This window comes from Pararhodobacter sp. (genome assembly GCF_036802785.1).
Classification (GTDB): Bacteria; Pseudomonadota; Alphaproteobacteria; order Rhodobacterales; family Rhodobacteraceae; genus Pararhodobacter.
In genome coordinates this window covers 1-22,986 of sequence record NZ_DAIRVN010000042.1, presented here as the reverse complement: position 1 = coordinate 22,986, position 22,986 = coordinate 1, and the positions used below count along the sequence as shown (strand labels likewise).

Below are 22,986 nucleotides of genomic sequence, written 5' to 3'. Positions count from 1 at the left end.
GGTTCAACCCGGCAGGGGCACGCGCAGAAGCACGGCAAAGACAAGATAGATGCCGCCGCCGATCACCCCGGCCGCCAGCAGCCGCAGTGCCCAGCCCGCAGCGGAATGCCCGCCCGATGACAGCGCCCAGAGCCAGAACAGGCAAAACAGGATGGCGGCAGGCAGAAAGCCGGTGAAGGGCAGGGTGAAGGCAAGCGCGCCCAGCATGGCCGCAAAGCCCAGCGGCAGCAGATGGGCCGCGGCAGGGGGCAGACCCTCTGCTGCGGGGCCCTCCGCCGCGCTGACCCCGGGGCGTGTGGCGCGCCACAGCCCCTTGGCCAGCAAGGCCCCGCCGCCCAGCGACAGCAGCACCAGCACGATCAGCGGCACCAGCGCGGGGCCAGGATCAGCCCGTGCGCTGAGGCTGGCGCGCAGGGCGGCGTTCCCGGCATAGGAAACCCAGCCGATCGCCGCCCAGACCAGAAAGAAACCGCCCGCCAGAAGGTCGATACGGGGGGCGGTTCTGGTGTCTTCCATGGTTCAGCGGGCGCGGGTGGTGACCAGGCCTGCGTCCTGCATGACCGGGTAGATCAGGTCATCCATGCTGCTCAGCAGCTCGGCGGCGGCATCAGCACCGGCGGGGCTGAGCATCAGGCCCATGGCGCGGCCGCGCTCAAGGAAGGTTTCCTGCGACATGGCCGCCAGCAGCGCGGTTTCCAGCGCCGCACGGCGCTCCGGGTCGATCCCGGCAGGGCCGAACACCATGACGTAATCGGTGACGACATAGTCATGGCCCATCTCCGCGAAGGTCGGCACTTCGGGAACGCGGAAGTGGCGCTCCTGCGCCGCGACACCCAGAATCTGCACCGTCCCGGCCTCATGCAGTTCCGCCAGCATCGGGACCGGCAGCGTGGCCGACATCACCTCACCGGCAACCAGCGCGGCCACAGTGGGCGCGTAGCCCTGATACGGCACCTTGGTCAGTTCGATATCAAAGGTGTTCTCGATGAAGGCCGCGTTCAGATAGGAAAAACCACCCGGCGAGTCATTGCCATTGATGATGCCGCCCGGATCGTTGCGGGCATAGTCAAGGAAGGCCTCAAAACTGTCGATCCCGGTATCGGTGCGCACGGCAAGGGCGGCGGGTTCGATGTTGATCACGGCCAGCGGCTCGATATTGGCCAGATCGGTGGCGTTCTCGTTCATGTAGGATTGCGCGGTGGCATGCAGGCCCATCACACCCAGCGTATAACCGTCGGCGGCGGCCTCTTCGACCTGACGCACGCCATTGGCACCGGCCGCGCCGGGCACGTTGTTGACCACGACCGAGACCGGCAGTTCCTGCGCCAGATAGTCGGTGACCAGCCGGGTCACAACGTCATGCCCGCCGCCAGCGGGCCATGCGACGACAACGGTGATCGGCTGATCAGGAAAGGTTTGTGCCATCGCCGGGGCGGTGGCGGATGAAAGCGCGAGGGTCGCGCCCAGCGTCAGGCTGCCAAGCAGCGTGGTGAATTTCGGTGCGGACATGAGGTTCCCCCTGTGGGTTTCGGTTGCTCGTGGCATTGGTCCGGCGGGTGGCCGGGGCTGTCGAATCTTGTTTGTGTGCGTATGGTACGCAAAAGCCGATGCCAGTCAATTCCCGAGCGGGAAAAACAGGAAAAAGAGGGATGGAGGCTGCCTGTTTTTGCAGCGCGCCCGCTTTCGGCAGTGCGAAAAGCGGGCGCGCGAGGGTCGGACAAGGTGTCGGGCTGACGTGTCTGGCGGGCCTATTCGGCCTCGCGCGCCTCCGGTTCCGGATCAGAAAGCAGACCCTGCGCCAGATCGTCGGAGGTTTCGCATGCGAAACTCAGGCTCAGTTGCCAGGCCGGGCCCTTGGCGGTGTCGATCTCACCCTGTTCAAGAACGCCTTCCAGTTGCATCGCAAAGGCTTCGATCAGATCGGCACCAAGGCGTGTGCTGTCGAAATCAGGCGCGTCGGGGTCGGGCTCCACGGCGGCAGCGGAAAGCGAATTGGTGACGTTCAGCGTGACCTCATCATCGTTCAGCGTCAGCGTGATTTCCAGCCATGGCGCGCCGCCGTCTTCCGGGCTGCCGATGTATTTCAGCGCATTGGTCACCCCTTCCGAAAGCAGAAGTGACAGCGGAACCAGCCGGTCAGGCGCCAGCATCAGCGGCTCAAACCGGGTATGGACCGAAATGCCGCTGCCGGGCGCTGCACCAAGGGCCAGAAGCTGGCGCGTGATCTCATCCATCAGCTGGTCGGCGCGCAGTTCTGACAGCCGCTCGGACTGATAAAGGCTGCGGTGGATCGTTGCCAGCCCTATCACCCGGTCCTGAACGCTTTGCAGCACCCGCCGCGCCGAGGGGTCGCGGACCTGACGCATCTGCAGGTTCAGGATTGAGGCGATCAACTGAAGGTTGTTCTTCACGCGGTGGTGAATTTCCTTTAGCAGAACGGTTTTTTCCGCCAGAGACGCCTCCAGTTCGGCCTCGTCGCGGGCAAGGATGCGCGCCAGTTTCTGGAAGGTCGCACTGACTTCGCGCAGCTCAGACGGGGCATCCTCGATGATGTCAGGCGGGGCATCACGGTAGCCCAGTGCAAAGCGGCGCATCTGCCGGTTGAGGGTGCGGATATGGCGCAGAACCAGCCGGTAAACGGCGAAATAGGCCACGCCAAGACTGGCCACCCACATCAGAACGGGCAGAATCAGCGGCATCACCGCCGCCCGCATCCCGGTCTGCGCATCCATGCTGCCGGTCCATGTACCCACCGCATAGAGCCTGCGGGGAATCAGTTCGGCCACGGCAAAGGAGGCCGATTCACCCCCCACCGTCTGACCATAAAAGATGCGCTCGTCAGGGTTGTCCGGAAATTCTGCCAGCGGTCGGTTGGCGGGCAGCCGCGCCATCGTCTCCGGATCATCCATTCCGGTGATCAGCTCGCCATCGGTGTTGAACAGAACGGTCGAGGCCGGGCCTGAATTGACCGGCAGGCGGCGCATCAGCTCCACGCTGCGTTGCGGCACGGTAATCATGATGAAACCGCGCAACGTGACACCTTCGCGGATCGGCTGGGTGACGATCATCACGGCCTCATTGCGGGCCAGATCCCGGGCCTGCGCGGTCACGCTGGCCGCCGGGCGCTCCATCAGGCTTTCAAACTGCGGTGTACCGGCAATGCTGGAGGACTGGCCATCAGAGCGGCAGCGCATCTGGCCATCGGTCTCGATCAGGCTCACAAAGCTGAACACGCCTGAGCGACGCACGAAATCCGACAGGATGACGGTACATTCCTCAGGGTTTGCCAGCCGTTCCAGTGCCAGCGGGCCAAGCGTGCTGGCCGAGGCGAACGCGCTTTCGATCAGCGCGCGCTTGCCCGCCACAGCTTCGGCGGTGACGCCGACCATGGCGCGTTCGGCGCTGACGCGCGCGTCGGCCACGGTCTGGGCGGTTGTCATGACCGCAACAACGCCCAGAGGCAGCAGCGCGAGGGTGAGCAGAAGCACCAGCCGGACCGCCAGACGCTCGGTCAGCTTCGGCAGAAACGGCAAGCGCGATCTTTTCATTCGCGCTTAACCGTTGACAGCCTGTTGGGCGGAAAGCACCGCCATTGTCGCGTTTTCGGTCAGGTCCATGCCCTCGCCGGGCGCAAGACCCAGCATTTCCGCCAGCGCGCGGCGCCCCCGGTTGGCGCGGCTTTTCACCGTGCCGATCGCGCAGCCACAGGTGGCCGCCGCCTCTTCAACCGAGAAGCCGAGCGCGCCCACCAGCACCAGAACCTCGCGCTGCTCATCGGGCAGCCGGGCAAAGGCCTTGGCCAGATCGTTCAGCGCAAGGCGGCCATCGTGATCGGGCTTGGTGGCAAGCCGTCCGGCCATGATCCCGTCGACATCGGCCACTTCCCGCGCCTGCTTGCGGCGGCTGGAATAGAAGCTGTTGCGCAGGATGGTAAAGAGCCAGGCACGCAGATTGGTGCCGGGCCGGTAAAGGTTGAACTTGCTCCAGCCTTTCAGCAACGTGTCCTGCACCAGATCATCCGCCGCAGAGCCGTTGCGGGTAAGGTTCAGGGCGAAGGCACGCAGCGCGGGCAGGTGCTCGATGATTTCTTCGCGCGGATCCGAGGGTTGGCTGTCGGCGGCATTTCTCATCGGTTTCCTTGCCCTTCATCACGCAGCCGGGCGACAAGCGCCTTCAGTGTTTCTGGGAGATCTTCTTCAAGGGACTGCTGATATAGCCTCTTCAGATTCTCATCGATCTGCTTTTCTACCGCCTGCGATACCTCGCGCGGGGCGGGGCGGCGGCGGTTTGAATGGTCGATTTGGGCCATGGTTTACTGCATCTTTCATTTAGGCCTGATGTTAACGTGGTCTGGCGTTTATAGGTCATTACGGCGAATTTTTCTCGCCGGGTTCGGAACCGAACGAAGGTGACGGCGTTCTGGTTCCATCAGAAGACATAAAAAAGTGAGTGGCAATGACAGATTCCCGAACTTCCAACCGTGAGCAAACGCCGGATATGGCGCTTCGGATCGCTGCCGAGCTGCCCTATCTGCGTCGATACGCCCGTGCCCTGACCGGCAGTCAGGATACCGGCGACCGCTATGCTGCCGCCACGCTGGAAGCGATCCTTGCAGATCGCTCGATCCTGTCGGGGGACGATACCCCCCGCGTGGCGCTGTTCCGCGCCTTTCATCTGGTCTGGAGCACGACTGGCGCCCCCGTTGAAACCAGCAGTGCGCCGGGGCTGGAACAGCGCGCACAGACGATGCTGGCCGCGCTGACGCCGAACACCCGTGAGGCGCTTTTGCTGCGCACCGTCGAGGAGTTCCGCCATGACGAGATCGGCCGGATCATGCAGATCCCGCAGGACGAAGCCGAAGAGCTGATCGTCATCGCGCTGCGGGAAATGGAAGCGAGCGTTCGCGGCAAGGTGATGGTGATCGAAGATGAGCCACTGATCGCCATGGATATCCGCAATATCGTGGCCGATATGGGCCACCGCGTGACCGGCATTGCCCGGACGCGCGATCAGGCCGTAGCGCTGGGTCGCAAAGAGCGCCCGGACCTCATTCTGGCCGATATCCAGCTGGCCGACAACTCGTCGGGGATTGATGCCGTCAACATCCTGCTCAAGGAAATGGGCGATGTGCCGGTAATCTTCATCACGGCCTTCCCTGACAGATTGCTCACCGGCGAAAAGCCCGAACCGGCCTTCCTCATTCCCAAGCCTTTCACCGTGGAACAGGTGCGCTCGGCCGTGTCTCAGGCCATGTTCTTTGCCACCACGGAAACGCTGGTTTCATAAGCGGCATCCAGGAAGGCGAACGCCCCGCAATTGCTTGCGGGGCGTTTTTATTTGGCTGTTCCCGTCGTTGACCAGCCGGTGAAAGGCGTGATCACTCGGTGGGCTGTTGCGCGGGGGCGACGACATTGGGCGCGCCTTCCGGATTGTCCATCGGCGTGGCGGCGCCGCCCGGCTCGGGCATAACCGAGCGCTCTTCCATCTGTTCTGCCGGCGGGGCAGGGGCGGCTTCCTCGGCGTCGGCGTTATACATCAGATAGGCAACGAAAAGCCCCGACGCCACGAGCAGCGCCAGCGATATACCGATCAGTGGCCCGGCGTGGCGGCGTTTCTGTTTCTCGAGATTGGTGTTCGATGCAGACATTGCAACGCTCCTTCCTGCTTGCGCGATACCTGCCCACTGCTGCTTTCACCCGTCTGGCGAGGCTGCGCGGGCAGACGCGTTCACCAGTTCAACGCGGATCATCAAGCATGGTTCCCCTTTTTGCCGCGCATGCACAGGCGGGCCCTTCGGGACCGGAAGAGGGCGCGTTTTCTGGCTCATGGCCAGTCGCAGAAGGGAACGAAAAGGGCTTCAGTGTGTTGCTTTGCCAGTAGGAAACACGAAAAAGGAGTTTACCATGCTTGGCTGGGCCCTCACATTTCTCGTCGTTGCTCTGGTCGCTGCGGCGCTGGGTTTTGGCGGTATCGCCGGTGCCGCGTCGTCGATTGCACAGGTTCTGTTCTTCATCTTCATCCTGTTGTTCATCGTGGCCATGATCGCACGGGCCGTTCGCGGTAGACCACCTGTATAACGCCGCTCAACCAGCGATGCCGGAAACGGCCGTTGCCATGCGGCAGCGGTCGTCTGCTTTTCAGTCCGCCGTCGCGCCCCTATCCATTCCTCATGATCGGAGAATGTATCATGGAACCTATCCCCCATCCCCCGCGCAGCATTCACCCAAAGATCGAAGATGCGCCGCAGGGCGTTGAAGAGCTCACCGAACTGCACACCCGTCTTGTTGATACGATCGCGGGCTTTGAGAAGATGGTCGAAAAGGCCGAGCCCGCATTCAGGCCCGTCGCCATTGCGTTCAAGGCGATGCACAGCGCTCATGCCCGCGCCGTGGGCGAGATGCTTGTCGAGGACGGGCATGACCCGGCGCAGGACGGCTCCCTGTTCGGGGCGGTCAATCGCGGGCTTGTCGCCGTGCGTTCCTGGTTTGACGAGATTGATGAGAATGTCATGAGCGCGCTGGTGCAGGGTGAAAAGCACGTCCTGGAAGCCTATGAAGAGGCCATCGCCCAGACCGATGTGCCGCAGCGCCGCGAGGCATTGACGGCGATGCGCGATGAACAGATTGCCGTGATGGACCGGCACTGCCCACCTGCATGAGCACAAAGAAAAAGACCGCCGGCTTGGCCGGCGGTCAGTAAGTCAAGGAGGGATGGATCGATTGATCTGTCACTCAACCCGGCAGACCGGATCCGGTTCCCTGCCGTGCCAAAGAAAATTCATCGAGCGCTGCGCGGCCCCGCGATAAGCCAGATGATCAGGCCCACCACCGGGAATACCAGCACCAGCAGGATCCAGAGCACCTTTGCTCCGTTGGAGGCGTTCGAGCCTAGGATGGAGACGGCGGCCCAGATTACGAGGGCGAGGTGGATCAGGCCAAGAAATCCGGAAAACTGGGCATTCATCTGTAGTCTCCTTAAGGTTCATGCCTGACGGATCATAGCCTGTCAGGGCCGTTTGTTAACGCATATTATGAAGCATGACGATCAGAACCCCGGGGGGAGTATGCGGGCGCTCCCCGTCACGCGGTCAGCAGCATAAAACAGACCGCGACGCGCGCGATGAGCGGCGCGCCAGGGGTTCTTGCACCCGCTTCCTGCAACATGCCAGTATATGAACGCGCCGGGGGCGCGCTGGTTTCCACAAAAGGCTCAGACCGCCATCTGGGTGATCAGCGCTGCCACCTGTGCCGACGAGAAGGGCTGCATCAGCACCGGCCAGTCGGCCTTGTCCGCCTCCAGCTCCGCAGCGTGGCCGGTCAGCACCACCTTGGCGCCACGCGCGGCCAGAAGCTTGTTGAGGCGGCTTTCGCGAAAGGCCGAGGGGCTGAGATGGACAAATGCGAACGTCATCGGATCTGTCGGCGGCAGCGCTTCAAGCCATGCTTCGGCTTCATTGAGCGAGCTGGCGATGGTTGGGCCGCAGCCGATGATATCCTGCATCGTCAGCGCTAGGTCTTGGGCAACGATAGGTGATTCAAGATAGACGAGGCAATGCTGCGACAATTATCCCTCCGGAGGGCTGGCCCCGCACCGGGCATGAAAATGGATAAACTAGATACTTCATTAAATATTGCACCCTTTCAGGCAATTGGAAAGATACCTGCGTGCTTGCCCCTACGGCATCGGCGGAATGGAACCGATCCGGCGTCCGGAGCGTTGCTTATATGAAACCACCGCCGGAACGTGGCGCTGGCACGGTATGTGAACGGAGGCTGTCATGTCTGCAATTCTGTTTCTTTTCATGGGTATCGGCTTTTCGATGTCGTTCTTTATTCTGGCCTGTCTTGGTGCCCTGATCCGTTGGGCACCCCCGCAGCGCCACTGAATTACCCCTTCCGTTAATCACGAACAGCCCGGTGCCCTCGCACCGGGCTGTCTTCGTTCCGGCAGGCGGGGGGAAGGGAATCATTCCTTGTAAAGCCGGATGTCGCCCCGATAGAGCGCGCTTTCCCGGTAGCTTGCGGTGGCAGAGCGGGCGAGAACGCCAATGGCGGCGGCCACGGGCACCGCCACGATCGCCCCGGCCAACCCGAAAACCGCGCCAAAGGCCATGACCGCGAAAATAAGCCAGACGGGATGCAGATTGACGGAACTGCCCACCAGCTTGGGTACCAGCACCTGGCTTTCCATGAACTGGCCGAACATGAAGATTGTCACGACAACGCCGATGGACCAAGGATCGCCCCAGAACTGGTACAGGCCCAGCCCGATCGCCAGCGTCCCGCCGATGATCGCACCGACATAGGGCACGAAGGATACCAGCCCCGCAACAACACCGATGAAAAGCCCATAGGTCAGCCCGGTCAGCGACAGGGCCAGCCCGTAATAGGCGGCAAGAATCGTGCAGACCATCACCTCACCCCGGACGAAACCGGCGATGGCCGCGTCGATATCCCGCGCAATCTGGCGGATGGAGGAGGCGTGTTCGCGCGGCAAAAGGTCATCCACGGTCTGCACCACGCGTGGCCAGTCGATCAGCAGGTAAAAAGCCACAACCGGCATGACAACCCAGAACAGCACCACCCGCACCAGCCCCGAAACGCCATAGAACAGCCCCGCGACAAGCGTCTGGAAGTTTTCGCGCAGGGCCTCTCCGGCATTGCCAAGCATCTGTTGCAGGGCGCTGTCTTCCTCAGGGGTGCCCGGCTCATCAAGATGACGGTCAAGCAGCGAGCGGACCTGATCGAACAGGTTCGGCAGGTCGCGCCACAGCGCCGCGCCCTCGGTGATCAGCAGCGGCAGCAGCATGATCAAACCCGTCACGACAATGCCGATCATGAAGGCAATCATCAGCCCTGAGGCCAGCACCCGGGGCACGCCCCAGCGATGCAGCCGGCGCACGACCGGATCCAGAAAATAGGCCACGCCCGCGCCGACCAGAAAGGGCAGCAGGATGGAGGACAAGAGCCACATCAGCAGCAGGAACACCGCCAGCACCGCTGTCCAGCTGATGATCTGGCGCGACAAGGGCAACCTGCGGCGTTGAGGGGCGGGGGGCGAGGCCGGAGCGTCGGAGAATTCCTGCATGTCTGACCTTTGCGCAGCACTTGGATGCGCTTCCCCGCGCACCGTTCCCATAGATAACGGTGCAGGCGCCGGCCGGTTCCCGCCGATCCTGTGTAAAGCGCGCCTTCAGTGGAACAGAATCTTCGTCGGAACGGGGGCGGGGCGTGGAACCCGATCAGGCAAGCCGCGTTGTCTGAGCACATCCATAGTGGACATTGAAAGGACGACACAATGAACTGGGATCAGGTGCAGGGCAAGTGGAAGCAAGCCAAAGGCAGTGCCAAACAGCAGTGGGGCAAGCTGACCGATGACGAGCTGACGCAGATCGAAGGCAGCCGTGACAAGCTGGTCGGCAAGGTCCAGGAAAAGTACGGCATCGCCAAGGAAGAGGCCGAAAAGCAAGTTGATGAATGGGGCAAAGGCATCTGAGCCAGCCTCGCGTCAACGACTGACACATCCAACCCGGACGCGCGGCGCGCGTGTCCGGCGAACCCGTGAATGGAGATTATCATGGCAGCAAACAACGCAAAACAAGTTGAGGACCGCGTGGACACCATCGCCAGCAAGGCGCAGGACCATGCCGGAGAAGCCGCGAAAACCGTCGGCAACGCGGCGCGCGATCTGAAGCACGAGGCCGCTGCGGCCCGTGATGATCTGGCCGAACAGGTGAGCATGCTGCGTCTGCAGCTGGAAGAGCTTGCGGGTTCTGTTGCCCATGCGGGTCAGGAAAAGGCCCAGAAGGTCGTTCAGGAAGCGCGCCGCGCTGGCCGCAAGGCCGTTCGCAGCGCCGAGCACGGCTATGAGGCCGCTGCGGATTACGCCACGGACGCCTATGCCGAGGCCGAGCGCTTCACTGGCGAACGCCCCGCGACCGCGCTGGGTCTTGCTGCGGGCTTGGGCCTGCTGGTTGGGCTGGTTCTGGGGCGTCGCTGATGCTTCCGCCGCTTGCCGAAGTCGGGCATGTGGCCAGGGGCACCGCGCGTCGCTCCGTCTTTCTGATGGCGGGCGGCGCGCTCGTGCTTGTGGGCACAGCCTTTCTGATCGCCGCGATGTGGATCGCTGTTGAGCAGGCCTTCGGGTCGCTCGCGGCCTCGCTGGTAGTGGCAGGGGTGCTTCTGGGTATCGGCCTGCTGATATTGGCCCTTGCGCCGCATCAGCCCCGTTTTACCAGTGTTGATGCGCGCCTGCGCCAGAAGGCCCGCACGGGCGGCCTGTATCAGCCGACCGGAACCCTGCCTCCAGTGGCCGAGGCGTTTCTGTTTGGTCTGGCTGTCTCCATGCAGATCAGGAACAGCCGCCGCTGAACCGGCGCGCGATCTGCCCAGAGATCCCGGGCTTTTTCCGGAACCTCTGCACCTGTTCAGGCGTTAACGTCACATCTGTCACTTGAGGCTTTTGCCGGAACTTCTTCAGCACAGGCCTCTCTGTCCCCGACTGCCGCCACGCACTTTCACCAGTGCTGTGGCGGCTTTTTAGCTTGTTGATATATAATGAGAAAATCGAAATTTTTCGGATTTTTCTGCACTTTTTCAGGAACGCGACCGGCATCAGGACGTTGTGTATCCAGAGCCCGGCAGCAACCGGGTAGCGAAACTGAAAGGATTACCCCCATGAAGAAACTCATGTTGACGACCGCCATTGTTGCAGTGACCTCGCTGGGCGCTGTCGCCCAAACGGCACCTGCGGCCGACACCACCGCACCGGCGACCACTGCACCTGCTCAGGGTCAGGCGGCTGCGACGACGCAGAACAACGTTCCTGCTTTCCTTGCCTCGGATTTCATTGGCATGGACCTGTATACGCTGGACAGTGAATCGGTGCGTACCCTCGACGGTCAGGCTGATGCCGGTGCCAACCCCTATGAAACCCGCAGCATGCGCTGGACCAGCTCGGACATGTTCACCGCTGAGCGTGACGCCTGGGAAAACATCGGCAACATCGATGACGTTGTGATGGGTCAGGACGGCGAAATCCGTGGTGTGCTGGTTGATGTCGGCGGCTTCCTGGGCCTCTTCGCCCGCACCGTCATGGTTGACATCGACGACCTGTACTTCGTCGCCGATGATGCTGCTGGCGGTACGATGGCGACCGACGGCACTGCGGCCACCACCGACGGCACTGCCGCCACCACTGACGGCGCTGTTGGCAACGATCTGAGCGATTTCTTCGTTGTGGCATCGATGTCGCGTGAAGCGCTTGAGGCGCTGCCGGAATGGAACGAAGATGTGCTGTCGACAGGGTTCGAACAGCGCGCCTATGCTCCGGCTGGCCAGACGCAGGGCACTGCCCCGGCAGAAGGTCAGGCAGAGATGATGGAGCCGGGTAACACCGACACCACCATGGACACCGCTCCGGGCGCCGCGCAGCCTGCCACGGGCACGCAACCCGCCATGGGCACCGACTATGCCGCCGAAGGCTACACCGAGCTGGCCGTGGAAGAGCGCACTGCCGAAACACTGACCGGTGCCAATGTCTATGACGGTGCCGAAGACAACATCGGCAACGTTCAGGATCTGGTTCTGGATGGTGACAGCGCTGTGACCCATCTGCTGGTCGATGTGGGCGGTTTCCTTGGCATGGGTTCGCATACCATTGCCCTGCCGGTGGAAGAGGCAAACATCCTGTGGCATGACGGCAACGACGATGTCCGGGTGCATGTCAACATGACCCGCGAGCAACTGGAAGCCATGCCCGCACATGAGGGCTGATCCTGTTGCCCTGACCGGCATCAATGACTGAATGCAAGGAGGCCCGCGTTTCGCGGGCCTCCTTTTTTGTCACTGCGTACGGCGGGACAGGGCGGCGCGTGTCAGCAGGTGGTGGCGATGAACAGCGGAAAGAGGGTGAAGCCCGTGGCAGCCAGCCCGATCCAGGCACCGGCGCGGGGCAGGCGGTGCTGCAGCCCGCCGCCTGCGGGCAGGGCCCTGAGCAGCGCAAGGCAGGCCAGCAATCCGGCCAGCCAGACGGCGAGCATCGCGGCATGATGCAGCGAGCCGGGCGGCATGGAAACGGCGCTCCAGCCATAGGCGCAGCCGACCCCGTGCAGAGCATAGGCCGCTGAAAAGGTCGCGGCCCAAATGCCGGGGCCCAGCAGCGATTTCAGCAGCCAGTTCATGCCAGCCATCCCTGCCCGATCACCACGACTGCAGCAATCAGGGCGGTTACGGCGGTGAAGTCCTGCCAGAGCTGCCAGTTCGCCAGCCCTCCGCTGCGCCCGGGCACCAGTTCACCACATTTGCCCTGCCACCAGACGAAGCCCGCAAAGCCCGCGGCGATCACGCCATGTAGCATGACAAAAGCCGCCAGCGCGGCGCGCAAGGCGTCGCGGGCATGGCCTGTGGGGTCTTCCAGCGCGATCACGGAAAGCAGGGTCAGAAGCGCCAGTGCCAGCAGGTTTGCCAGCAGCCCCGCCCCGATGGGCAGCGTGAGAACACCGCCGCGCCGCAGGGCTCTTTCGCCCAGGCGCGCCGCCAGTGCCGCCAGCGCCAGCGCAGCCACGACCGCCACAGCCAGCAGGGCCTCGGTCATGCCGGCACTCAGCGGGGCAGGGGCGGGCCAGTTGGGGGCGACCACGGTCAGGAAACCCAGCCCGAAAAGCAGCGAGCCGAACAGTGTGCCATCGGCCACCAGCAGGCAGACCACCCCGCTGAATACCAGCGTCGTGCGCCACTGGTGGTGAACGGGCAGCGTGATTCCGGGCGCGACGGGCACGGGCGGGTGGCTCTGGCCTGTCGTCAGTTCCCGCGCCCAGCGCCAGACCAGCACCGCCACCCCCACCAGCGCCAGCGGGGTCAGCATGTAGAGGCCGGACAGCATGAGCAGCACGAACACACCGATCACCGCCGACAGCTTCAGCGGCAGCGCCGTGTTGCCCGGCAGAACGGCAATATGCTGCGGCTTGCCGGTGCTGATATCGGTGACCAGCAACTCGCGCTGATTGCGCGGCGCGCCCGGCAGCAACCCCTCTCCACGCGCCAGCGACAGCGCAACCTGTGTCACGGGCTGGCCCGGTAGCAATGGCTGCGCGGGCAGCGAGGCAAAGTTATAGGCAGGCCCGGGCCGGAGCAGCGCCCAGTCCAGCGTCTGCCCGCGCCACGGATCGCGCGGGGTGCGCGGGCCCAGAAAGGCCTGCAACGCCAGATCAATGACGAAAAGCGCGAAGCCGATGCTCATCACGAATCCAAAGAGCGAGGACACCAGATTGGGCAGCATCCATTCGGGATTGTCCGGGTAGATATCAATGCGCCGCGGCATGCCGATCAGCCCGGTCAGATGCATGATGAAGAACGTGCCATGAAAGCCGATGACAATGATCCAGAACGCGGCCTCGCCCAGCCCCTTGATCCGGGCGCGCCCGCTGATCAGCGGCATCCAGTAACTGGCCGCCGCCATCATCGGAAAGACAAAGCCACCGATCAGCACATAATGCAGATGCGCGGTCACAAAGGCCGTGTCATGCGCCTGCCAGTTGAAGGGCACCACCGCCAGCATCACCCCGGTCAGCCCGCCCATGACGAAGGTGAGAAAGAAGCCCATGATATGCAGCATCGGCAGGTGCATTTCCGGGCGGCCCTTCCACATCGTGCCGATCCAGGCGAAGACCTGCACCGCCGTCGGCACCGCCACCGCCAGCGACGCCGCCGAGAAGAAGGCGAGCGCCAGATGCGGGATGCCCACGGTGAACATGTGATGCACCCACAGCCCGAATGACAGGAACACCAGCGCCAGAATGGCCGCGACGATGGCGCCGTAGCCCACGATCTGCGTGCGGCACATCACCGGCAGAATGGTTGAGATGGCCCCGGCGGCGGGAAGGAAGATGATATAGACCTCAGGGTGACCAAAGAGCCAGAAAAGGTGCTGCCACAAAAGCGGATCGCCGCCGCGCGCCACCTCGAAGAATGGCCAGTCAAAGGCGCGCTCCACTTCCAGCAGGACCGAGCCCAGGATGAGGGGCGGAAAGCCCACCAGCATCATCGCGCTGGTGCCCAGCATATACCACGCAAAAAGCGGCATCCGGGTCAGTGTCATGCCCGGGGGGCGCTGGCGCAGGATGGTGACGGTGATTTCCACCGCCGCCGCCAGTGCCGAGATTTCCACGAAGGTTACGCCCAGAAGCCAGATATCGGCATTGATCCCCGGCGAATGCGTGGCGCCTGACAGGGGGGTATACATGAACCAGCCATCACGCGGCGCAACCCCTGCAACCAGCGCGAACAGCATGATCAGCCCGCCGAACAGATAGCACCAGTAACCCATCGCCGTCAGCCGGGGAAAGGCCATGTCGCGTGTGCCCAGCATCTTGGGCAGAAGGTAAATGCCCAGCCCCTCCAGCATGGGAATGGCGAACAGGAACATCATGATGCTGCCATGCATCGTGAAGATCTGGTTATAGAGCTCGGTATCAAGGAATGCGCCTGCGGGCGTGGCAAGCTGCGCGCGGATCAGCATCGCCAGCACGCCGCCGATGACGAAGAACACCAGCGCCGTGCCCATGAAGCGCAGACCCAGCGTGGTGTGGTTCACCGCCGTGATCTGGCCGCGCCAGCCCGGGTCATTGGCCCAGACGCGCGCCAGCTCGCGGTGCAGGCGCAGCGCGCGTTGCGGCGGGTTTGGGGACAGGGTGAAACCCGGGGCTCGCTGCGTCATTCTTCGGGCGCTCCTTGGGTCTGGATAAGGGCCTCGGGCGGGGCGCCGGGCGGGTAGGCGATGAGCTGAAAGCGCATGACCGAATGGCCAAGGCCGCAGAATTCGGCGCACAGCCCGTCATGGCTGCCCGGCGTATCGGCCAGCAGGCGCAGCCGGTTGGTGCGCCCGGGAATGGCATCAATCTTGCCCGCCAGCCGGGGTACCCAGAAGGCGTGGATCACATCCTCCGATGTCACCAGCACATCCACCGGCTGGCCCGCCGGGATATAGAGGATATCGATGGTCTCCACGGGTTCGCCATCGGCGCCGGGCTGGGTAAAGCGCCAGCCCCATTGAAAGGCATGAGCCTGCACCTGCACCGCGCCATCGTCACGCGGCAGAATGCGCTCACCCACCCAGAGCGCGGCCGCCAGCACCGCGCCCAGCACCGCGACCGAGAACCACAACCCCAGCGCGATGGTCCAGCGCCGTTCAGGAATGTCGCGCGGGCGGCCAAAGCCCAGGGCCACCAGCACGCCGACCATCAGCGTGATCAGCCCAGCACCCGCCAGCATCGCCCACCATAACCATGCTACATCCTGCGCCACCGGCCCTGCCGGGTTAAGCGCTGAAAGCGGCCCGTCGCAGCCGGCCAGCAGCATGAAGGGAACCAAAACGCGGCTCATCGCCTTGTTCCCTATAGCCCCCAATCGCAAGGAGCGAGCCCGATGAAGGAGCATTCGACCCCCCTCAACGATCCGATCGAGGAACGCCGCGCCCTGCACAGCACCGAATCCCGGATCGCCATCGCGGGGCATCCGCTGCATGCGATGCTGGTGGCCTTTCCCATCGCGCTTACGTTCTGCGTTCTGGGCGCTGACCTGTTCTACTGGTGGACGGGCGATGAATTCTGGGCGCGGGCCGCTGGCTGGGCCGCTTTCGGCGCGCTGGCGATGGGGGTTCTGGCCGGGATCACCGGCACTGTCGAGCTGCTGATTGTCCGTGGCATCCGCAATCGCAGCCCAAGCTGGACGCATTTCATTCTGGCGGTGATGCTGTTGTCGCTCATGGGGGCAAACTGGGCGCTGCGCGTGGGCGATCCGGCCGGGGCGATCCTGCCGCTGGGGCTGGCCCTGTCGTTTGTGGCGGCCGGGATGACGGCGATGACGGGTTGGCATGGGGGCAAGCTCGTTTTCGATTATCAGATCGGCACCACGCCCGGGGGCAGTTCGCGGTCCTGAGGGTGGCGCAAAAGCGCGGGAAGGTGCTCAAGCAGCGGGGTCAGATCGGGTTTGGCCAGAACCAGCCATAGCACAAGCACCATCAGGGGCAGCACCACGACAAATGCCAGCAGGGGCGGGGGCAGGTTATACGCGCCGTCACCGTGACCGATCTGATTTGTCAGATGGCCCAGCCAGGCATGGACCAGCACCATCCCTGCCACAGCGACAAGCTTGGCCAGAAGCCAGGTATCGACCAGTTCCAGCCGGAAGATCAGCACGGTGCCCGCCGCAATCGCCAGCACCGCCGCAGGGCTGAGCAGGGCAATGTAGGTGAAATGTGACAGATGGCGCAGGCGTGTGAAGCCGGCCTGTGTGCGATGCACGTTGTTGCGGCTATAGACATGCAGCAGAACCGGCAGCGCCACCAGCCCTGCACACCACAGGCTCAGCGCTGCGATATGCACGAACTTCAGCAAGGCGATCATGCAGCGCCTTCCTGTTGCCGCCGCCAGCCCGCCTGCAGGGCAAGGGCGGCGACAAGGGCAAAGGGCAGCATGCCGGGCACCCACATGATCAGCCCGGCCAGTTGCTGATCGGCCAGAAGGGTCAGGCCAAAGGCCTCGGTGCCGGTCAGATGCTCAGCGTAAAGCGCGCGCGGCGCAAAGGTCAGGATCGCGCCCAGAAAGCCCATCTGCCCGGCCAACCCGGCAATAAGCCCGGCATGGACAAAGGGGGCAAGCGGGCTTTGCGAGCGGGTGAAAACCACGCTCCAGAATGCCCAGGCGGGCAACAGAAGGGCCGCCTGCATCAGCCAGTAGAGGGCGGCGCTGTCCCATGCCGCTGTGTAAAGCGCCGGGATGTGCCAGCCCAGCAGCGCCACGGACACTGCCGCCCACGCGGCATTCAGCGGCACGCGGCGCAGCGGAAAGGCCAGCGCCAGCGCAGGCGCGGCAAAGCCGATCAGCACCAGATGGTGCACCGCGCGTGCCGAGAACAACGCGACCGTGAGCGCACAGAGCGGTGAGACGAAGGCAAGCACCAGCGCCGCCATGGCCAGCCCGAAGGCGCGGCTGCGTTTCGGCGCCGCCGCTTTGCGCAGAACGACCGCCCCGGTAATGGCAGCCAGCACGAGAGCGGCGAGAAGCAGCGGGTCAAGGTTCCAGGAGGTCAGCAGTGTGGCCGGGCCGGGAGCAGGGCCGCAATAGGGGAGCGCGGGATTCATGGCGGGCGTTCTCCTGTCTGCGCGTGGCCTCAGTCGCGGCGGCCCGGAACGGGCCACCGCCAGACCTTAACGCGCCGGGGATCGAACGGTTCCCCACCCGCCTTCGGCTGCGGCAACCCGGCCCTCCATGCAAACGCAACCCTCTGCAATTCTTCTGCCCCTAGCCGCCGGCGACGCGGAACACGGGAACCGGCAGGCTTTCTGGCCGTTGAAGCGGGTATGGCCAACAGCTCAACCACCGCACCGCCCCTCGCCCCCGGCGCCGCACCCGCCCGGTTCTGGTTCAGGGTGGCGTTGCTGCTTGCGCTGGCGGCAGGGTTCATCGGCCTGCCCTTTGTCATCCTTTTCTATGGCGGGCGGCCCTTGCCGGGCACCTTCACCTGGGATTTCGCGATGGCACTGGGGTTTGCGGCGCTGGCGCTGGCCGCGCTCCAGTTCGCGCTCACCGGAAGGCTGAAATGGCTGACCCGGCCCTTTGGCGCCGATATCGTCTATCTGTTTCACAGGTATCTGAGCTGGGGCGCGGTGGCGATCATGCTGGCCCATTTCGCCCTGCTCTACCTCTGGCACCAACCCGCGCTGGGCGTTCTGAACCCGCTCGAAGCGCGGTGGGAGTTGACATCGGGCCGCCTCGCGCTTGGCTGCTTTGTCGCGCTGATCATCACCTCGCAGTTCCGCAAAGTGCTGCGGTTGAAGTATGAATGGTGGCGTGGCCTGCACCTGACGCTGGCCATTGTTGGCTTTGTGGCCGCCGTGGCGCATGTGCTGGGCGTGGGCAATTATACTGCCAACCCCGACAAGCGCTGGCTCTGGGCGGCGGTCAGCCTGGCCTGGCTGGGGCTGCTGGTCTGGGTGCGGCTGGTGCGGCCCTGGCAGCAACGGCGCAACCCATGGCGGGTGGTGGCGAATACCGCGCATCGCGGTGGGGTCCATTCGCTGGAGCTGAAACCCGAGGGGCAGGCGCTGCCCGGCTGGCAGCCGGGCCAGTTTGCCTGGCTGAGCGTGGGGCGCTCGCCCTTTTTGCTGAAGGAGCATCCGTTCACCATCTCCAGCGCCCCGGAACATGGGCCGAACCTTGTGTTCTCGATCAAACCGCTGGGCGATGACACAGAAGCGCTGATCAACACGGCGCCGGGCACACTGGCCTATATCGACGGTCCCTATGGCGCGTTCTCGATCGACCGCGCGCCCGGCGCCGGGGGCTTCGTGATGATCGCGGGCGGGGTGGGGATCACGCCGATCCTGTCCAACCTGCAGGCGATGGTGGCGCGCAACGACCAGCGCCCGGTGATCGTGCTCTACGCCAATCCTGACTGGGACAGCGTCAGCTTCCGCGACGAGCTGGACGTGATGCGCCACAGGCTGGAACTGACACTGGTCCATGTGCTGGACGCGCCGCCCGAGGGCTGGCGCAGCGAAAGCGGACGGATTGATCAGGCGATGCTGGAGCGCCATCTGCCACCACACAGCCGCCACTGGCCGCATATGCTTTGCGGCCCCGCCCCGATGACCGATGCCGTGCGCAAAGCGCTGAAGGCGCTCGGTGTGCCGGCGCATCGGATCGATTATGAAGTTTTTGAACTGGTGTAACCCATGCGACCCGCCCTTGCCCGCCTTCTCGCCCTCGCGCTGACCCTTTATGCGGTGGCACTGGCGCTTGCTCTGGCGCTGAGCCTGACCTGACGCCCCGCCACAACGCTGCGCGCGCTATGGTTCCCGTGACCTGATTGCCTGCTGCGCAGACGCCTCCTTGTTTGCCGCTGCGCGGCGTTGGGGGGCGCTGCCCCCGTCTGTCCTGCTGCGCAGAACAGACTCCCCCGGGATATTTGGGAACAGGTGAATGAGGCGCGCCGCGCCCCCTTTCATCTTGCCGGAAATACGCTGGGGGGTGAATTGGCCGCAGGCCAAGAGGGGGGCAACGCCTCCCTCCTTTTTCTTTTGGCCTGTCCGCGCTACAGCATGCGGGAGGGGAGCCACAACACCAGTTGCGGCAGCAGAAAGACGATGATGACCGCCAACACCTGCAGCGCCACGAAGGGAATGACGCCCTTGTAGATATCGATGATCGTCACTTCGCGCGGGGCGACGCCTTTGAGGTAAAAGAGAGAGAACCCCACGGGGGGTGTCAGGAACGAGGTTTGCAGCGTGACTGCGAAGAGCACGATGAACCAGATCTGATCGAAGCCCAGCGCCACCACCACCGGCGAGACCAGCGGCAGCATGATCAGCGAGATTTCCAGCCAGTCCAGAAAGAAACCGGCAAGGAAGGCAATCAGCAGGATGGTCAGCACCACGCCCGAGGGGCCGAAGGGCAGGCCTTGCAGCGACTGGCTGATGAATTCGTCCCCGCCCAGCTGGCGCATGACCACCGCGAACATCGTGGCCCCCAGGAAGATGCCGAAGATGAAGGCCGTGGTCAGCGTGGTTTTCACGCCCACCTCTTTCAGCACCGCCCAGCTGAGCCGGCCATTGGCCGCCGCCAGCAATGTCGCACCGAACGCGCCCACGCCCGACGCCTCGGTGGGGGTGGCGAAGCCGAAGAAGATGGAGCCGAGCACCGCGAAGATCAGCAGGATCGGCGGCACCACAGCCAGAAGCGTGCTCAGAATCAGCTTCAGCGAGACCGGCGGCAGGCCGGTCGGGGCCGGGGCGAGGTTCTTGACCGTCATCGCCGCGATCAGGATGTAGAGGATATAGAATCCGCCCAGCATCAGCCCCGGGATCAGCGCGCCCATGAACAGGTTGCCCACCGAGACCGACATCTGATCGGCCATGATGATCAGCATGATCGACGGCGGGATCAGGATGCCCAGCGTTCCCGCCGAGGCCACCACGCCCGAGGCGAAGCCCTTGTTATACCCCTGCTGCAGCATGATCGGCATCGACAGGAGCGCCAGCAACACAACGGACGCGCCGACGATACCCGTGGAGGCCGCCAGCAGAATGCCGATCAGCACCACCCCCAGCGCCAGCCCGCCCCGGAACCGCCCGAAGAGCTGGACGAAGTTCTCCATCAGCTTCTCGGTCACGCCGGAGCGTTCCAGCATCAGCCCCATGAAGATGAACATCGGCAGCGCGACCAGTATCCAGTTCGACATCTGCCCCCAGATGCGCTGAACGAAGATGCCGAAGATGCGCATGTCGGTCAGGAAATAGGTGTCCCAGTTGAACAGCTCGAACCCGTAGATCGCGATGAAGCTGAAAGCGATGGACACGCCGCCCAGCGCCCAGGCCACCGGGATGCCGGTGAAGATGAGCGCGATGAACGACACAAGCATCGCTATCACCAGAATTTCATTGGTTTCCAGCATGATATCCTTATCCCCTGAAGGTGCAGCCCTGCGGGTGCCGCCGGTGAGCTGTCTTGTTTGTGGCGCGTGTCACTGTGGCCCCGCGCCGCGCAGCGGGCGCGGCAGGCCGAAAAGAAGGGCCGAGATGCGCAAAAGCCGCGCCAGCGCCGCAAGGCCGATATAGGTGAAGGCCACGATGATCACTGCCTTGATCGCCCAGCGATGGCTCAGCCCGCCGACCGCCGAGGATATCTCGCCCCGCGTATAGGAGGCTTTCACGAAGGGCAGGGCGTAGGCGATGATCAGATACACCATCGGCGCAATGATCACGACAATCATGATCAGTTCGATCCAGGCCCGCGTTCTTTGCCGGAAGCCTGCGGCCAGCACATCGACGCGCACATGCGTGTCATGCGTCACCGCATAGCCGATGCCCAGCATGAAACCCACGGCATAGATATGCCACTGCATTTCCTCGACCCAGATATAGTTCACCCCCAGCGCGTAGCGCATCGTCACATTGACGACGATGATCAGCACCAGCACCGCCCAGAGCCAGTTCAGCACCGAGCCGATCGCCTCGATCACCCATTCGATGAGGTTTGATGGCCGGGTTCTTGGAAATTCCAGCGACGCGCCTTGCCCGCTGGCCTTTTCGACCTGTTCAAGATCCAGTCTGATCTCCGGAGTGCCGTTAGCCATGTCGGTATCATCTCCCTGTTGCGCAGCCGGTGGCGCCTTTGCAAGCCCCCGGCCCGGACCGGCGGGCGGTGGCATTTACCTTTCGCTCTTCGTGCCGAAGGCGGCCCGCGCCTTAAGCGCGGGCCGTCCGCTTGTTGGCCGTCAGCGAGCCGCTGTGATCAGTTCTCGATCCGGCTCTGCCAGTCGCGCGGCAGATAGCCCATTTCCTTCCACGGGCGCAGTTCGCTCTGATATTCCATCATCGAGGCATAGACGCGGCCAAACATCGCGTCACGCTCTGACCAGCGGGTCATCACGGACTGAGTGGCATCGTAGAAGCCCTGAATCATCTCGTCGCTATAGGTGCCGACATTGGTGCCGCGTTCCTGGAAGCTGGTGATCACTGCGCCCTGAAGGGCTTCGGCGCGGGCGATGGCAAAGGCGTTGCCTGCCATGCAGGTGGTTTCGATCTGGGCGCGCGACAGGTCAGACAGCCCGTTCCAGACATCGAGGTTCACATAGAGGAACTGGTTGGTCGAAGGCTGGTGCCAGCCGGGCAGGTAAAGCCAGTTGGCGACCTGATAGAAGCCCAGCTGTTCATCGACGGTAGGCAGCGAGAATTCGGTGCCGTCAAGCACGCCGGTTTCCAGCGCCTGATACAGCTCGCCGCCGGGCATGATGGTGACGGACATGCCGAACTCGGCCATGATCTCGCCGCCGACGCCGGCCGCGCGGAAGCGCATGCCGCGGAAATCTTCGGGCGAAGTGATCTCGTTGCGGAACCAGCCGGCGGTTTCAGGGCTGATGGTGCCGCACAGGATGGGATGCACGTTATAGGGGTGGAAGGTTTCTTCCAGCAGTTCCTGGCCGCCGTGATGGGTCATCCACGCAAGGAATTCCATGGATTCGAGGCCGAAGGGCGTTGCGCCGAATAGGGCGGCGGCCGGGACAGTGCCCCATTCATAGCCCATCCAGCTGTAGCCTGCGTCGATATTCCCCTCCGAGACGTTCTCGAAAATCGACAGTGCCGGGATCACTGCGCCGGGCTCTGCCACGCGCAGATCGATATTGCCGCCCGAAATGGCGCGAAGCTGGTCAGCGACCCAGGGCATGGTGTCGCCCAGCGCGGTCAGCGTCGAAGCAAAGCTCATCGGCACCTGCCAGCGTACGCGCTCCTGCGCCTGTGCTACCGAGGTCGTTGCAATGATCGACAAGGTGCCGATTGCGGCTGCGGTGCCAAGCAGTCTTGTTGTTGTTTTAGGCATTTGATTCCTCCCCGTGGAATTGTGGTAATATTTGCTTACCAATTCTTGCGCATAAAGCAACAGGGATTGCTGTCGCCTCAGCGTGACCGGAGGCTAACAAAGCTGCGCGCATCGCGCAACAACTGTTCCGATTGTTACCGGAAACGGTTCTTGCGCCGGGGGAATCTGGTGCGGAGAACAGACCATTTTAGCGTTCAAAAGAGGGGCTAAACTGTGCCGTGTCGGGCAGGATTCAGCCTTGGAAGCGGACAGGAAGGTTGAACTGGAAGCTGCCGTTCAGCCCCTGTGGCGCCGTCGGAATGCGGGCACGGCGGACGGCATCAAGCGCGGCCTGATCAAGCGCGGCATGGCCTGAACTCTGATGCAGCGCGACGCTCAGAAGCTGGCCGTCGCTGTGTACGGAAAGGCGCAAAAGCACCGTTCCGCCACTGCGTGTCCCTGCCGGGTGGCGCTGCTGGCGTTGCACGGCGGCGCGAATCGCGCCGCCCCATTGCGCGACCAGCCCGCCGGTATCGGCCTGCGCGCGGCTGGTTTCGCGCGCCGCTCTGGCCTGCCCTTCATGCCCGCGCGCGCCTGTGCCGGTGGCGCGTTGGGCGGGGGCGGCAGGGGCG

General features: G+C 63.7%; 28 protein-coding genes. 9 read left to right on the top strand and 19 right to left on the bottom strand.

Annotation, left to right across the window (positions count from 1 at the left end):
• Positions 1–3 precede the first annotated feature (3 nt).
• The 5 genes from V7Q53_RS14360 to V7Q53_RS14340 all read right to left on the bottom strand — a co-directional run bounded on the left by V7Q53_RS14360 (position 4) and on the right by V7Q53_RS14340 (position 4,309).
• Positions 4–516, bottom strand: a complete 513-nt coding sequence (locus V7Q53_RS14360) for a tripartite tricarboxylate transporter TctB family protein (RefSeq protein ID WP_333829304.1) — start codon at positions 514–516, stop codon at positions 4–6.
• Positions 517–519: 3 nt separating this feature from the next.
• Positions 520–1,509: a Bug family tripartite tricarboxylate transporter substrate binding protein gene (locus V7Q53_RS14355; RefSeq protein ID WP_333829303.1), complete on the bottom strand. Its 990-nt coding sequence runs from the start codon at positions 1,507–1,509 to the stop codon at positions 520–522.
• Positions 1,510–1,748: 239 nt separating this feature from the next.
• Positions 1,749–3,548 (bottom strand): sensor histidine kinase, encoded by a 1,800-nt coding sequence (locus tag V7Q53_RS14350; protein ID WP_333829302.1) that lies wholly within the window; start codon positions 3,546–3,548, stop codon positions 1,749–1,751.
• 6 nt (positions 3,549–3,554) lie between these two features.
• Entirely contained in the window at positions 3,555–4,130 is a 576-nt protein-coding gene (locus V7Q53_RS14345) for an RNA polymerase sigma factor (protein WP_333829301.1), read from the bottom strand.
• Entirely contained in the window at positions 4,127–4,309 is a 183-nt protein-coding gene (locus V7Q53_RS14340) for a NepR family anti-sigma factor (RefSeq protein ID WP_333829300.1), read from the bottom strand. The genes V7Q53_RS14345 and V7Q53_RS14340 overlap by 4 nt, the downstream gene beginning before the upstream one ends.
• A gap of 146 nt (positions 4,310–4,455) precedes the next feature.
• On the opposite strand from V7Q53_RS14340, the gene V7Q53_RS14335 reads away from it, so the two are divergent.
• Positions 4,456–5,286, top strand: coding sequence for a response regulator (locus tag V7Q53_RS14335; RefSeq protein ID WP_333829299.1), 831 nt, complete (start codon positions 4,456–4,458; stop codon positions 5,284–5,286).
• A gap of 91 nt (positions 5,287–5,377) precedes the next feature.
• Here V7Q53_RS14335 and V7Q53_RS14330 read toward each other — a convergent pair whose 3' ends face one another.
• Positions 5,378–5,647 carry a hypothetical protein gene (locus tag V7Q53_RS14330; protein ID WP_333829298.1) on the bottom strand — a complete coding sequence of 90 codons (270 nt, stop codon included), beginning with the start codon at positions 5,645–5,647 and terminating at the stop codon, positions 5,378–5,380.
• A gap of 256 nt (positions 5,648–5,903) precedes the next feature.
• On the opposite strand from V7Q53_RS14330, the gene V7Q53_RS14325 reads away from it, so the two are divergent.
• Both V7Q53_RS14325 and V7Q53_RS14320 read left to right on the top strand, forming a co-directional pair.
• Positions 5,904–6,077 (top strand): DUF1328 domain-containing protein, encoded by a 174-nt coding sequence (locus V7Q53_RS14325; RefSeq protein ID WP_333829297.1) that lies wholly within the window; start codon positions 5,904–5,906, stop codon positions 6,075–6,077.
• A 110-nt stretch (positions 6,078–6,187) separates the two neighbouring features.
• Complete coding sequence (locus V7Q53_RS14320; RefSeq protein ID WP_333829296.1) at positions 6,188–6,658, top strand: DUF2383 domain-containing protein; 471 nt, start codon at positions 6,188–6,190, stop codon at positions 6,656–6,658.
• A gap of 119 nt (positions 6,659–6,777) precedes the next feature.
• Here V7Q53_RS14320 and V7Q53_RS14315 read toward each other — a convergent pair whose 3' ends face one another.
• The 3 genes from V7Q53_RS14315 to V7Q53_RS14305 all read right to left on the bottom strand — a co-directional run bounded on the left by V7Q53_RS14315 (position 6,778) and on the right by V7Q53_RS14305 (position 9,087).
• On the bottom strand, positions 6,778–6,963 hold the full coding sequence (locus V7Q53_RS14315; RefSeq protein WP_333829295.1) for a PLD nuclease N-terminal domain-containing protein: 186 nt from the start codon (positions 6,961–6,963) through the stop codon (positions 6,778–6,780).
• Between the two features lie 246 nt (positions 6,964–7,209).
• Positions 7,210–7,563 carry a hypothetical protein gene (locus tag V7Q53_RS14310; protein WP_333829294.1) on the bottom strand — a complete coding sequence of 118 codons (354 nt, stop codon included), beginning with the start codon at positions 7,561–7,563 and terminating at the stop codon, positions 7,210–7,212.
• Positions 7,564–7,965: 402 nt separating this feature from the next.
• On the bottom strand, positions 7,966–9,087 hold the full coding sequence (locus tag V7Q53_RS14305) for an AI-2E family transporter (protein WP_333829293.1): 1,122 nt from the start codon (positions 9,085–9,087) through the stop codon (positions 7,966–7,968).
• Between the two features lie 210 nt (positions 9,088–9,297).
• Between V7Q53_RS14305 and V7Q53_RS14300 the strand changes: the two genes are divergently transcribed.
• From V7Q53_RS14300 to V7Q53_RS14290, 3 genes are all read left to right on the top strand, one after another.
• Positions 9,298–9,495 (top strand): CsbD family protein, encoded by a 198-nt coding sequence (locus tag V7Q53_RS14300; RefSeq protein WP_333829292.1) that lies wholly within the window; start codon positions 9,298–9,300, stop codon positions 9,493–9,495.
• Positions 9,496–9,576: 81 nt separating this feature from the next.
• Positions 9,577–9,999, top strand: a complete 423-nt coding sequence (locus V7Q53_RS14295; RefSeq protein ID WP_333829291.1) for a hypothetical protein — start codon at positions 9,577–9,579, stop codon at positions 9,997–9,999.
• Positions 9,999–10,370: a hypothetical protein gene (locus tag V7Q53_RS14290; RefSeq protein ID WP_333829290.1), complete on the top strand. Its 372-nt coding sequence runs from the start codon at positions 9,999–10,001 to the stop codon at positions 10,368–10,370. Before V7Q53_RS14295 ends, V7Q53_RS14290 begins: the two co-directional genes overlap by 1 nt.
• Before the next feature lie 146 nt (positions 10,371–10,516).
• Here the strand turns inward: V7Q53_RS14290 and V7Q53_RS14285 are convergent, their stop codons facing one another.
• Positions 10,517–10,678 (bottom strand): hypothetical protein, encoded by a 162-nt coding sequence (locus tag V7Q53_RS14285; RefSeq protein ID WP_333829289.1) that lies wholly within the window; start codon positions 10,676–10,678, stop codon positions 10,517–10,519.
• Here V7Q53_RS14285 and V7Q53_RS14280 point away from each other — a divergent pair.
• A complete protein-coding gene (locus V7Q53_RS14280) occupies positions 10,677–11,774 on the top strand; it encodes a PRC-barrel domain-containing protein (protein ID WP_333829288.1) in 1,098 nt (365 codons plus the stop codon). The two genes, V7Q53_RS14285 and V7Q53_RS14280, sit on opposite strands and share 2 nt — an antisense overlap.
• A gap of 101 nt (positions 11,775–11,875) precedes the next feature.
• On the opposite strand, the gene V7Q53_RS14275 is transcribed toward V7Q53_RS14280, so the two are convergent.
• Genes V7Q53_RS14275 through V7Q53_RS14265 form a run of 3 tightly spaced genes read right to left on the bottom strand, consistent with a single transcriptional unit; the run spans position 11,876 to position 15,380 of the window.
• Positions 11,876–12,181, bottom strand: a complete 306-nt coding sequence (locus V7Q53_RS14275; RefSeq protein WP_333829287.1) for a hypothetical protein — start codon at positions 12,179–12,181, stop codon at positions 11,876–11,878.
• A complete protein-coding gene (ctaD, locus tag V7Q53_RS14270) occupies positions 12,178–14,715 on the bottom strand; it encodes a cytochrome c oxidase subunit I (RefSeq protein WP_333829286.1) in 2,538 nt (845 codons plus the stop codon). The genes V7Q53_RS14275 and ctaD overlap by 4 nt, the downstream gene beginning before the upstream one ends.
• A complete protein-coding gene (locus V7Q53_RS14265) occupies positions 14,712–15,380 on the bottom strand; it encodes a cytochrome c oxidase subunit II (protein ID WP_333829285.1) in 669 nt (222 codons plus the stop codon). The genes ctaD and V7Q53_RS14265 overlap by 4 nt, the downstream gene beginning before the upstream one ends.
• 42 nt (positions 15,381–15,422) lie before the next feature.
• Here V7Q53_RS14265 and V7Q53_RS14260 point away from each other — a divergent pair, with 42 nt between their 5' ends.
• A complete protein-coding gene (locus V7Q53_RS14260) occupies positions 15,423–15,935 on the top strand; it encodes a DUF2231 domain-containing protein (RefSeq protein ID WP_333829284.1) in 513 nt (170 codons plus the stop codon).
• Here the strand turns inward: V7Q53_RS14260 and V7Q53_RS14255 are convergent.
• Complete coding sequence (locus V7Q53_RS14255) at positions 15,896–16,402, bottom strand: CopD family protein (RefSeq protein WP_333829283.1); 507 nt, start codon at positions 16,400–16,402, stop codon at positions 15,896–15,898. The genes V7Q53_RS14260 and V7Q53_RS14255 overlap by 40 nt on opposite strands.
• Entirely contained in the window at positions 16,399–17,139 is a 741-nt protein-coding gene (locus V7Q53_RS14250) for a cytochrome c oxidase assembly protein (RefSeq protein WP_333829282.1), read from the bottom strand. The genes V7Q53_RS14255 and V7Q53_RS14250 overlap by 4 nt, the downstream gene beginning before the upstream one ends.
• A 219-nt stretch (positions 17,140–17,358) precedes the next feature.
• Between V7Q53_RS14250 and V7Q53_RS14245 the strand changes: the two genes are divergently transcribed.
• Positions 17,359–18,729, top strand: a complete 1,371-nt coding sequence (locus V7Q53_RS14245; protein ID WP_333829281.1) for a ferredoxin reductase family protein — start codon at positions 17,359–17,361, stop codon at positions 18,727–18,729.
• Between the two features lie 362 nt (positions 18,730–19,091).
• Here V7Q53_RS14245 and V7Q53_RS14240 read toward each other — a convergent pair whose 3' ends face one another.
• From V7Q53_RS14240 to V7Q53_RS14225, 4 genes are all read right to left on the bottom strand, one after another.
• Positions 19,092–20,450 (bottom strand): TRAP transporter large permease, encoded by a 1,359-nt coding sequence (locus V7Q53_RS14240; RefSeq protein WP_333829280.1) that lies wholly within the window; start codon positions 20,448–20,450, stop codon positions 19,092–19,094.
• A gap of 69 nt (positions 20,451–20,519) precedes the next feature.
• Positions 20,520–21,131: a TRAP transporter small permease subunit gene (locus tag V7Q53_RS14235; protein ID WP_333829279.1), complete on the bottom strand. Its 612-nt coding sequence runs from the start codon at positions 21,129–21,131 to the stop codon at positions 20,520–20,522.
• Positions 21,132–21,289: 158 nt separating this feature from the next.
• Entirely contained in the window at positions 21,290–22,375 is a 1,086-nt protein-coding gene (locus tag V7Q53_RS14230; RefSeq protein ID WP_333829278.1) for a TRAP transporter substrate-binding protein, read from the bottom strand.
• Positions 22,376–22,607: 232 nt separating this feature from the next.
• Positions 22,608–22,986: TonB family protein (locus tag V7Q53_RS14225; protein ID WP_333829277.1), on the bottom strand; the 379-nt coding region annotated here is incomplete at its 5' end.

Coding starts and splice junctions, on each gene's coding strand:
- ctaD (WP_333829286.1), bottom strand. CDS start 14,715: ATGACGCAGCGAGCCCCGGGTTTCACCCTGTCCCCAAACCCGCCGCAA.
- V7Q53_RS14300 (WP_333829292.1), top strand. CDS start 9,298: ATGAACTGGGATCAGGTGCAGGGCAAGTGGAAGCAAGCCAAAGGCAGT.
- V7Q53_RS14235 (WP_333829279.1), bottom strand. CDS start 21,131: ATGGCTAACGGCACTCCGGAGATCAGACTGGATCTTGAACAGGTCGAA.
- V7Q53_RS14265 (WP_333829285.1), bottom strand. CDS start 15,380: ATGAGCCGCGTTTTGGTTCCCTTCATGCTGCTGGCCGGCTGCGACGGG.
- V7Q53_RS14290 (WP_333829290.1), top strand. CDS start 9,999: ATGCTTCCGCCGCTTGCCGAAGTCGGGCATGTGGCCAGGGGCACCGCG.
- V7Q53_RS14250 (WP_333829282.1), bottom strand. CDS start 17,139: ATGAATCCCGCGCTCCCCTATTGCGGCCCTGCTCCCGGCCCGGCCACA.
- V7Q53_RS14315 (WP_333829295.1), bottom strand. CDS start 6,963: ATGAATGCCCAGTTTTCCGGATTTCTTGGCCTGATCCACCTCGCCCTC.
- V7Q53_RS14340 (WP_333829300.1), bottom strand. CDS start 4,309: ATGGCCCAAATCGACCATTCAAACCGCCGCCGCCCCGCCCCGCGCGAG.
- V7Q53_RS14345 (WP_333829301.1), bottom strand. CDS start 4,130: ATGAGAAATGCCGCCGACAGCCAACCCTCGGATCCGCGCGAAGAAATC.
- V7Q53_RS14325 (WP_333829297.1), top strand. CDS start 5,904: ATGCTTGGCTGGGCCCTCACATTTCTCGTCGTTGCTCTGGTCGCTGCG.
- V7Q53_RS14335 (WP_333829299.1), top strand. CDS start 4,456: ATGACAGATTCCCGAACTTCCAACCGTGAGCAAACGCCGGATATGGCG.
- V7Q53_RS14275 (WP_333829287.1), bottom strand. CDS start 12,181: ATGAACTGGCTGCTGAAATCGCTGCTGGGCCCCGGCATTTGGGCCGCG.
- V7Q53_RS14255 (WP_333829283.1), bottom strand. CDS start 16,402: ATGATCGCCTTGCTGAAGTTCGTGCATATCGCAGCGCTGAGCCTGTGG.
- V7Q53_RS14280 (WP_333829288.1), top strand. CDS start 10,677: ATGAAGAAACTCATGTTGACGACCGCCATTGTTGCAGTGACCTCGCTG.
- V7Q53_RS14360 (WP_333829304.1), bottom strand. CDS start 516: ATGGAAGACACCAGAACCGCCCCCCGTATCGACCTTCTGGCGGGCGGT.
- V7Q53_RS14260 (WP_333829284.1), top strand. CDS start 15,423: ATGAAGGAGCATTCGACCCCCCTCAACGATCCGATCGAGGAACGCCGC.
- V7Q53_RS14320 (WP_333829296.1), top strand. CDS start 6,188: ATGGAACCTATCCCCCATCCCCCGCGCAGCATTCACCCAAAGATCGAA.
- V7Q53_RS14330 (WP_333829298.1), bottom strand. CDS start 5,647: ATGTCTGCATCGAACACCAATCTCGAGAAACAGAAACGCCGCCACGCC.
- V7Q53_RS14350 (WP_333829302.1), bottom strand. CDS start 3,548: ATGAAAAGATCGCGCTTGCCGTTTCTGCCGAAGCTGACCGAGCGTCTG.
- V7Q53_RS14240 (WP_333829280.1), bottom strand. CDS start 20,450: ATGCTGGAAACCAATGAAATTCTGGTGATAGCGATGCTTGTGTCGTTC.
- V7Q53_RS14245 (WP_333829281.1), top strand. CDS start 17,359: ATGGCCAACAGCTCAACCACCGCACCGCCCCTCGCCCCCGGCGCCGCA.
- V7Q53_RS14295 (WP_333829291.1), top strand. CDS start 9,577: ATGGCAGCAAACAACGCAAAACAAGTTGAGGACCGCGTGGACACCATC.
- V7Q53_RS14230 (WP_333829278.1), bottom strand. CDS start 22,375: ATGCCTAAAACAACAACAAGACTGCTTGGCACCGCAGCCGCAATCGGC.
- V7Q53_RS14305 (WP_333829293.1), bottom strand. CDS start 9,087: ATGCAGGAATTCTCCGACGCTCCGGCCTCGCCCCCCGCCCCTCAACGC.
- V7Q53_RS14355 (WP_333829303.1), bottom strand. CDS start 1,509: ATGTCCGCACCGAAATTCACCACGCTGCTTGGCAGCCTGACGCTGGGC.
- V7Q53_RS14285 (WP_333829289.1), bottom strand. CDS start 10,678: ATGGGGGTAATCCTTTCAGTTTCGCTACCCGGTTGCTGCCGGGCTCTG.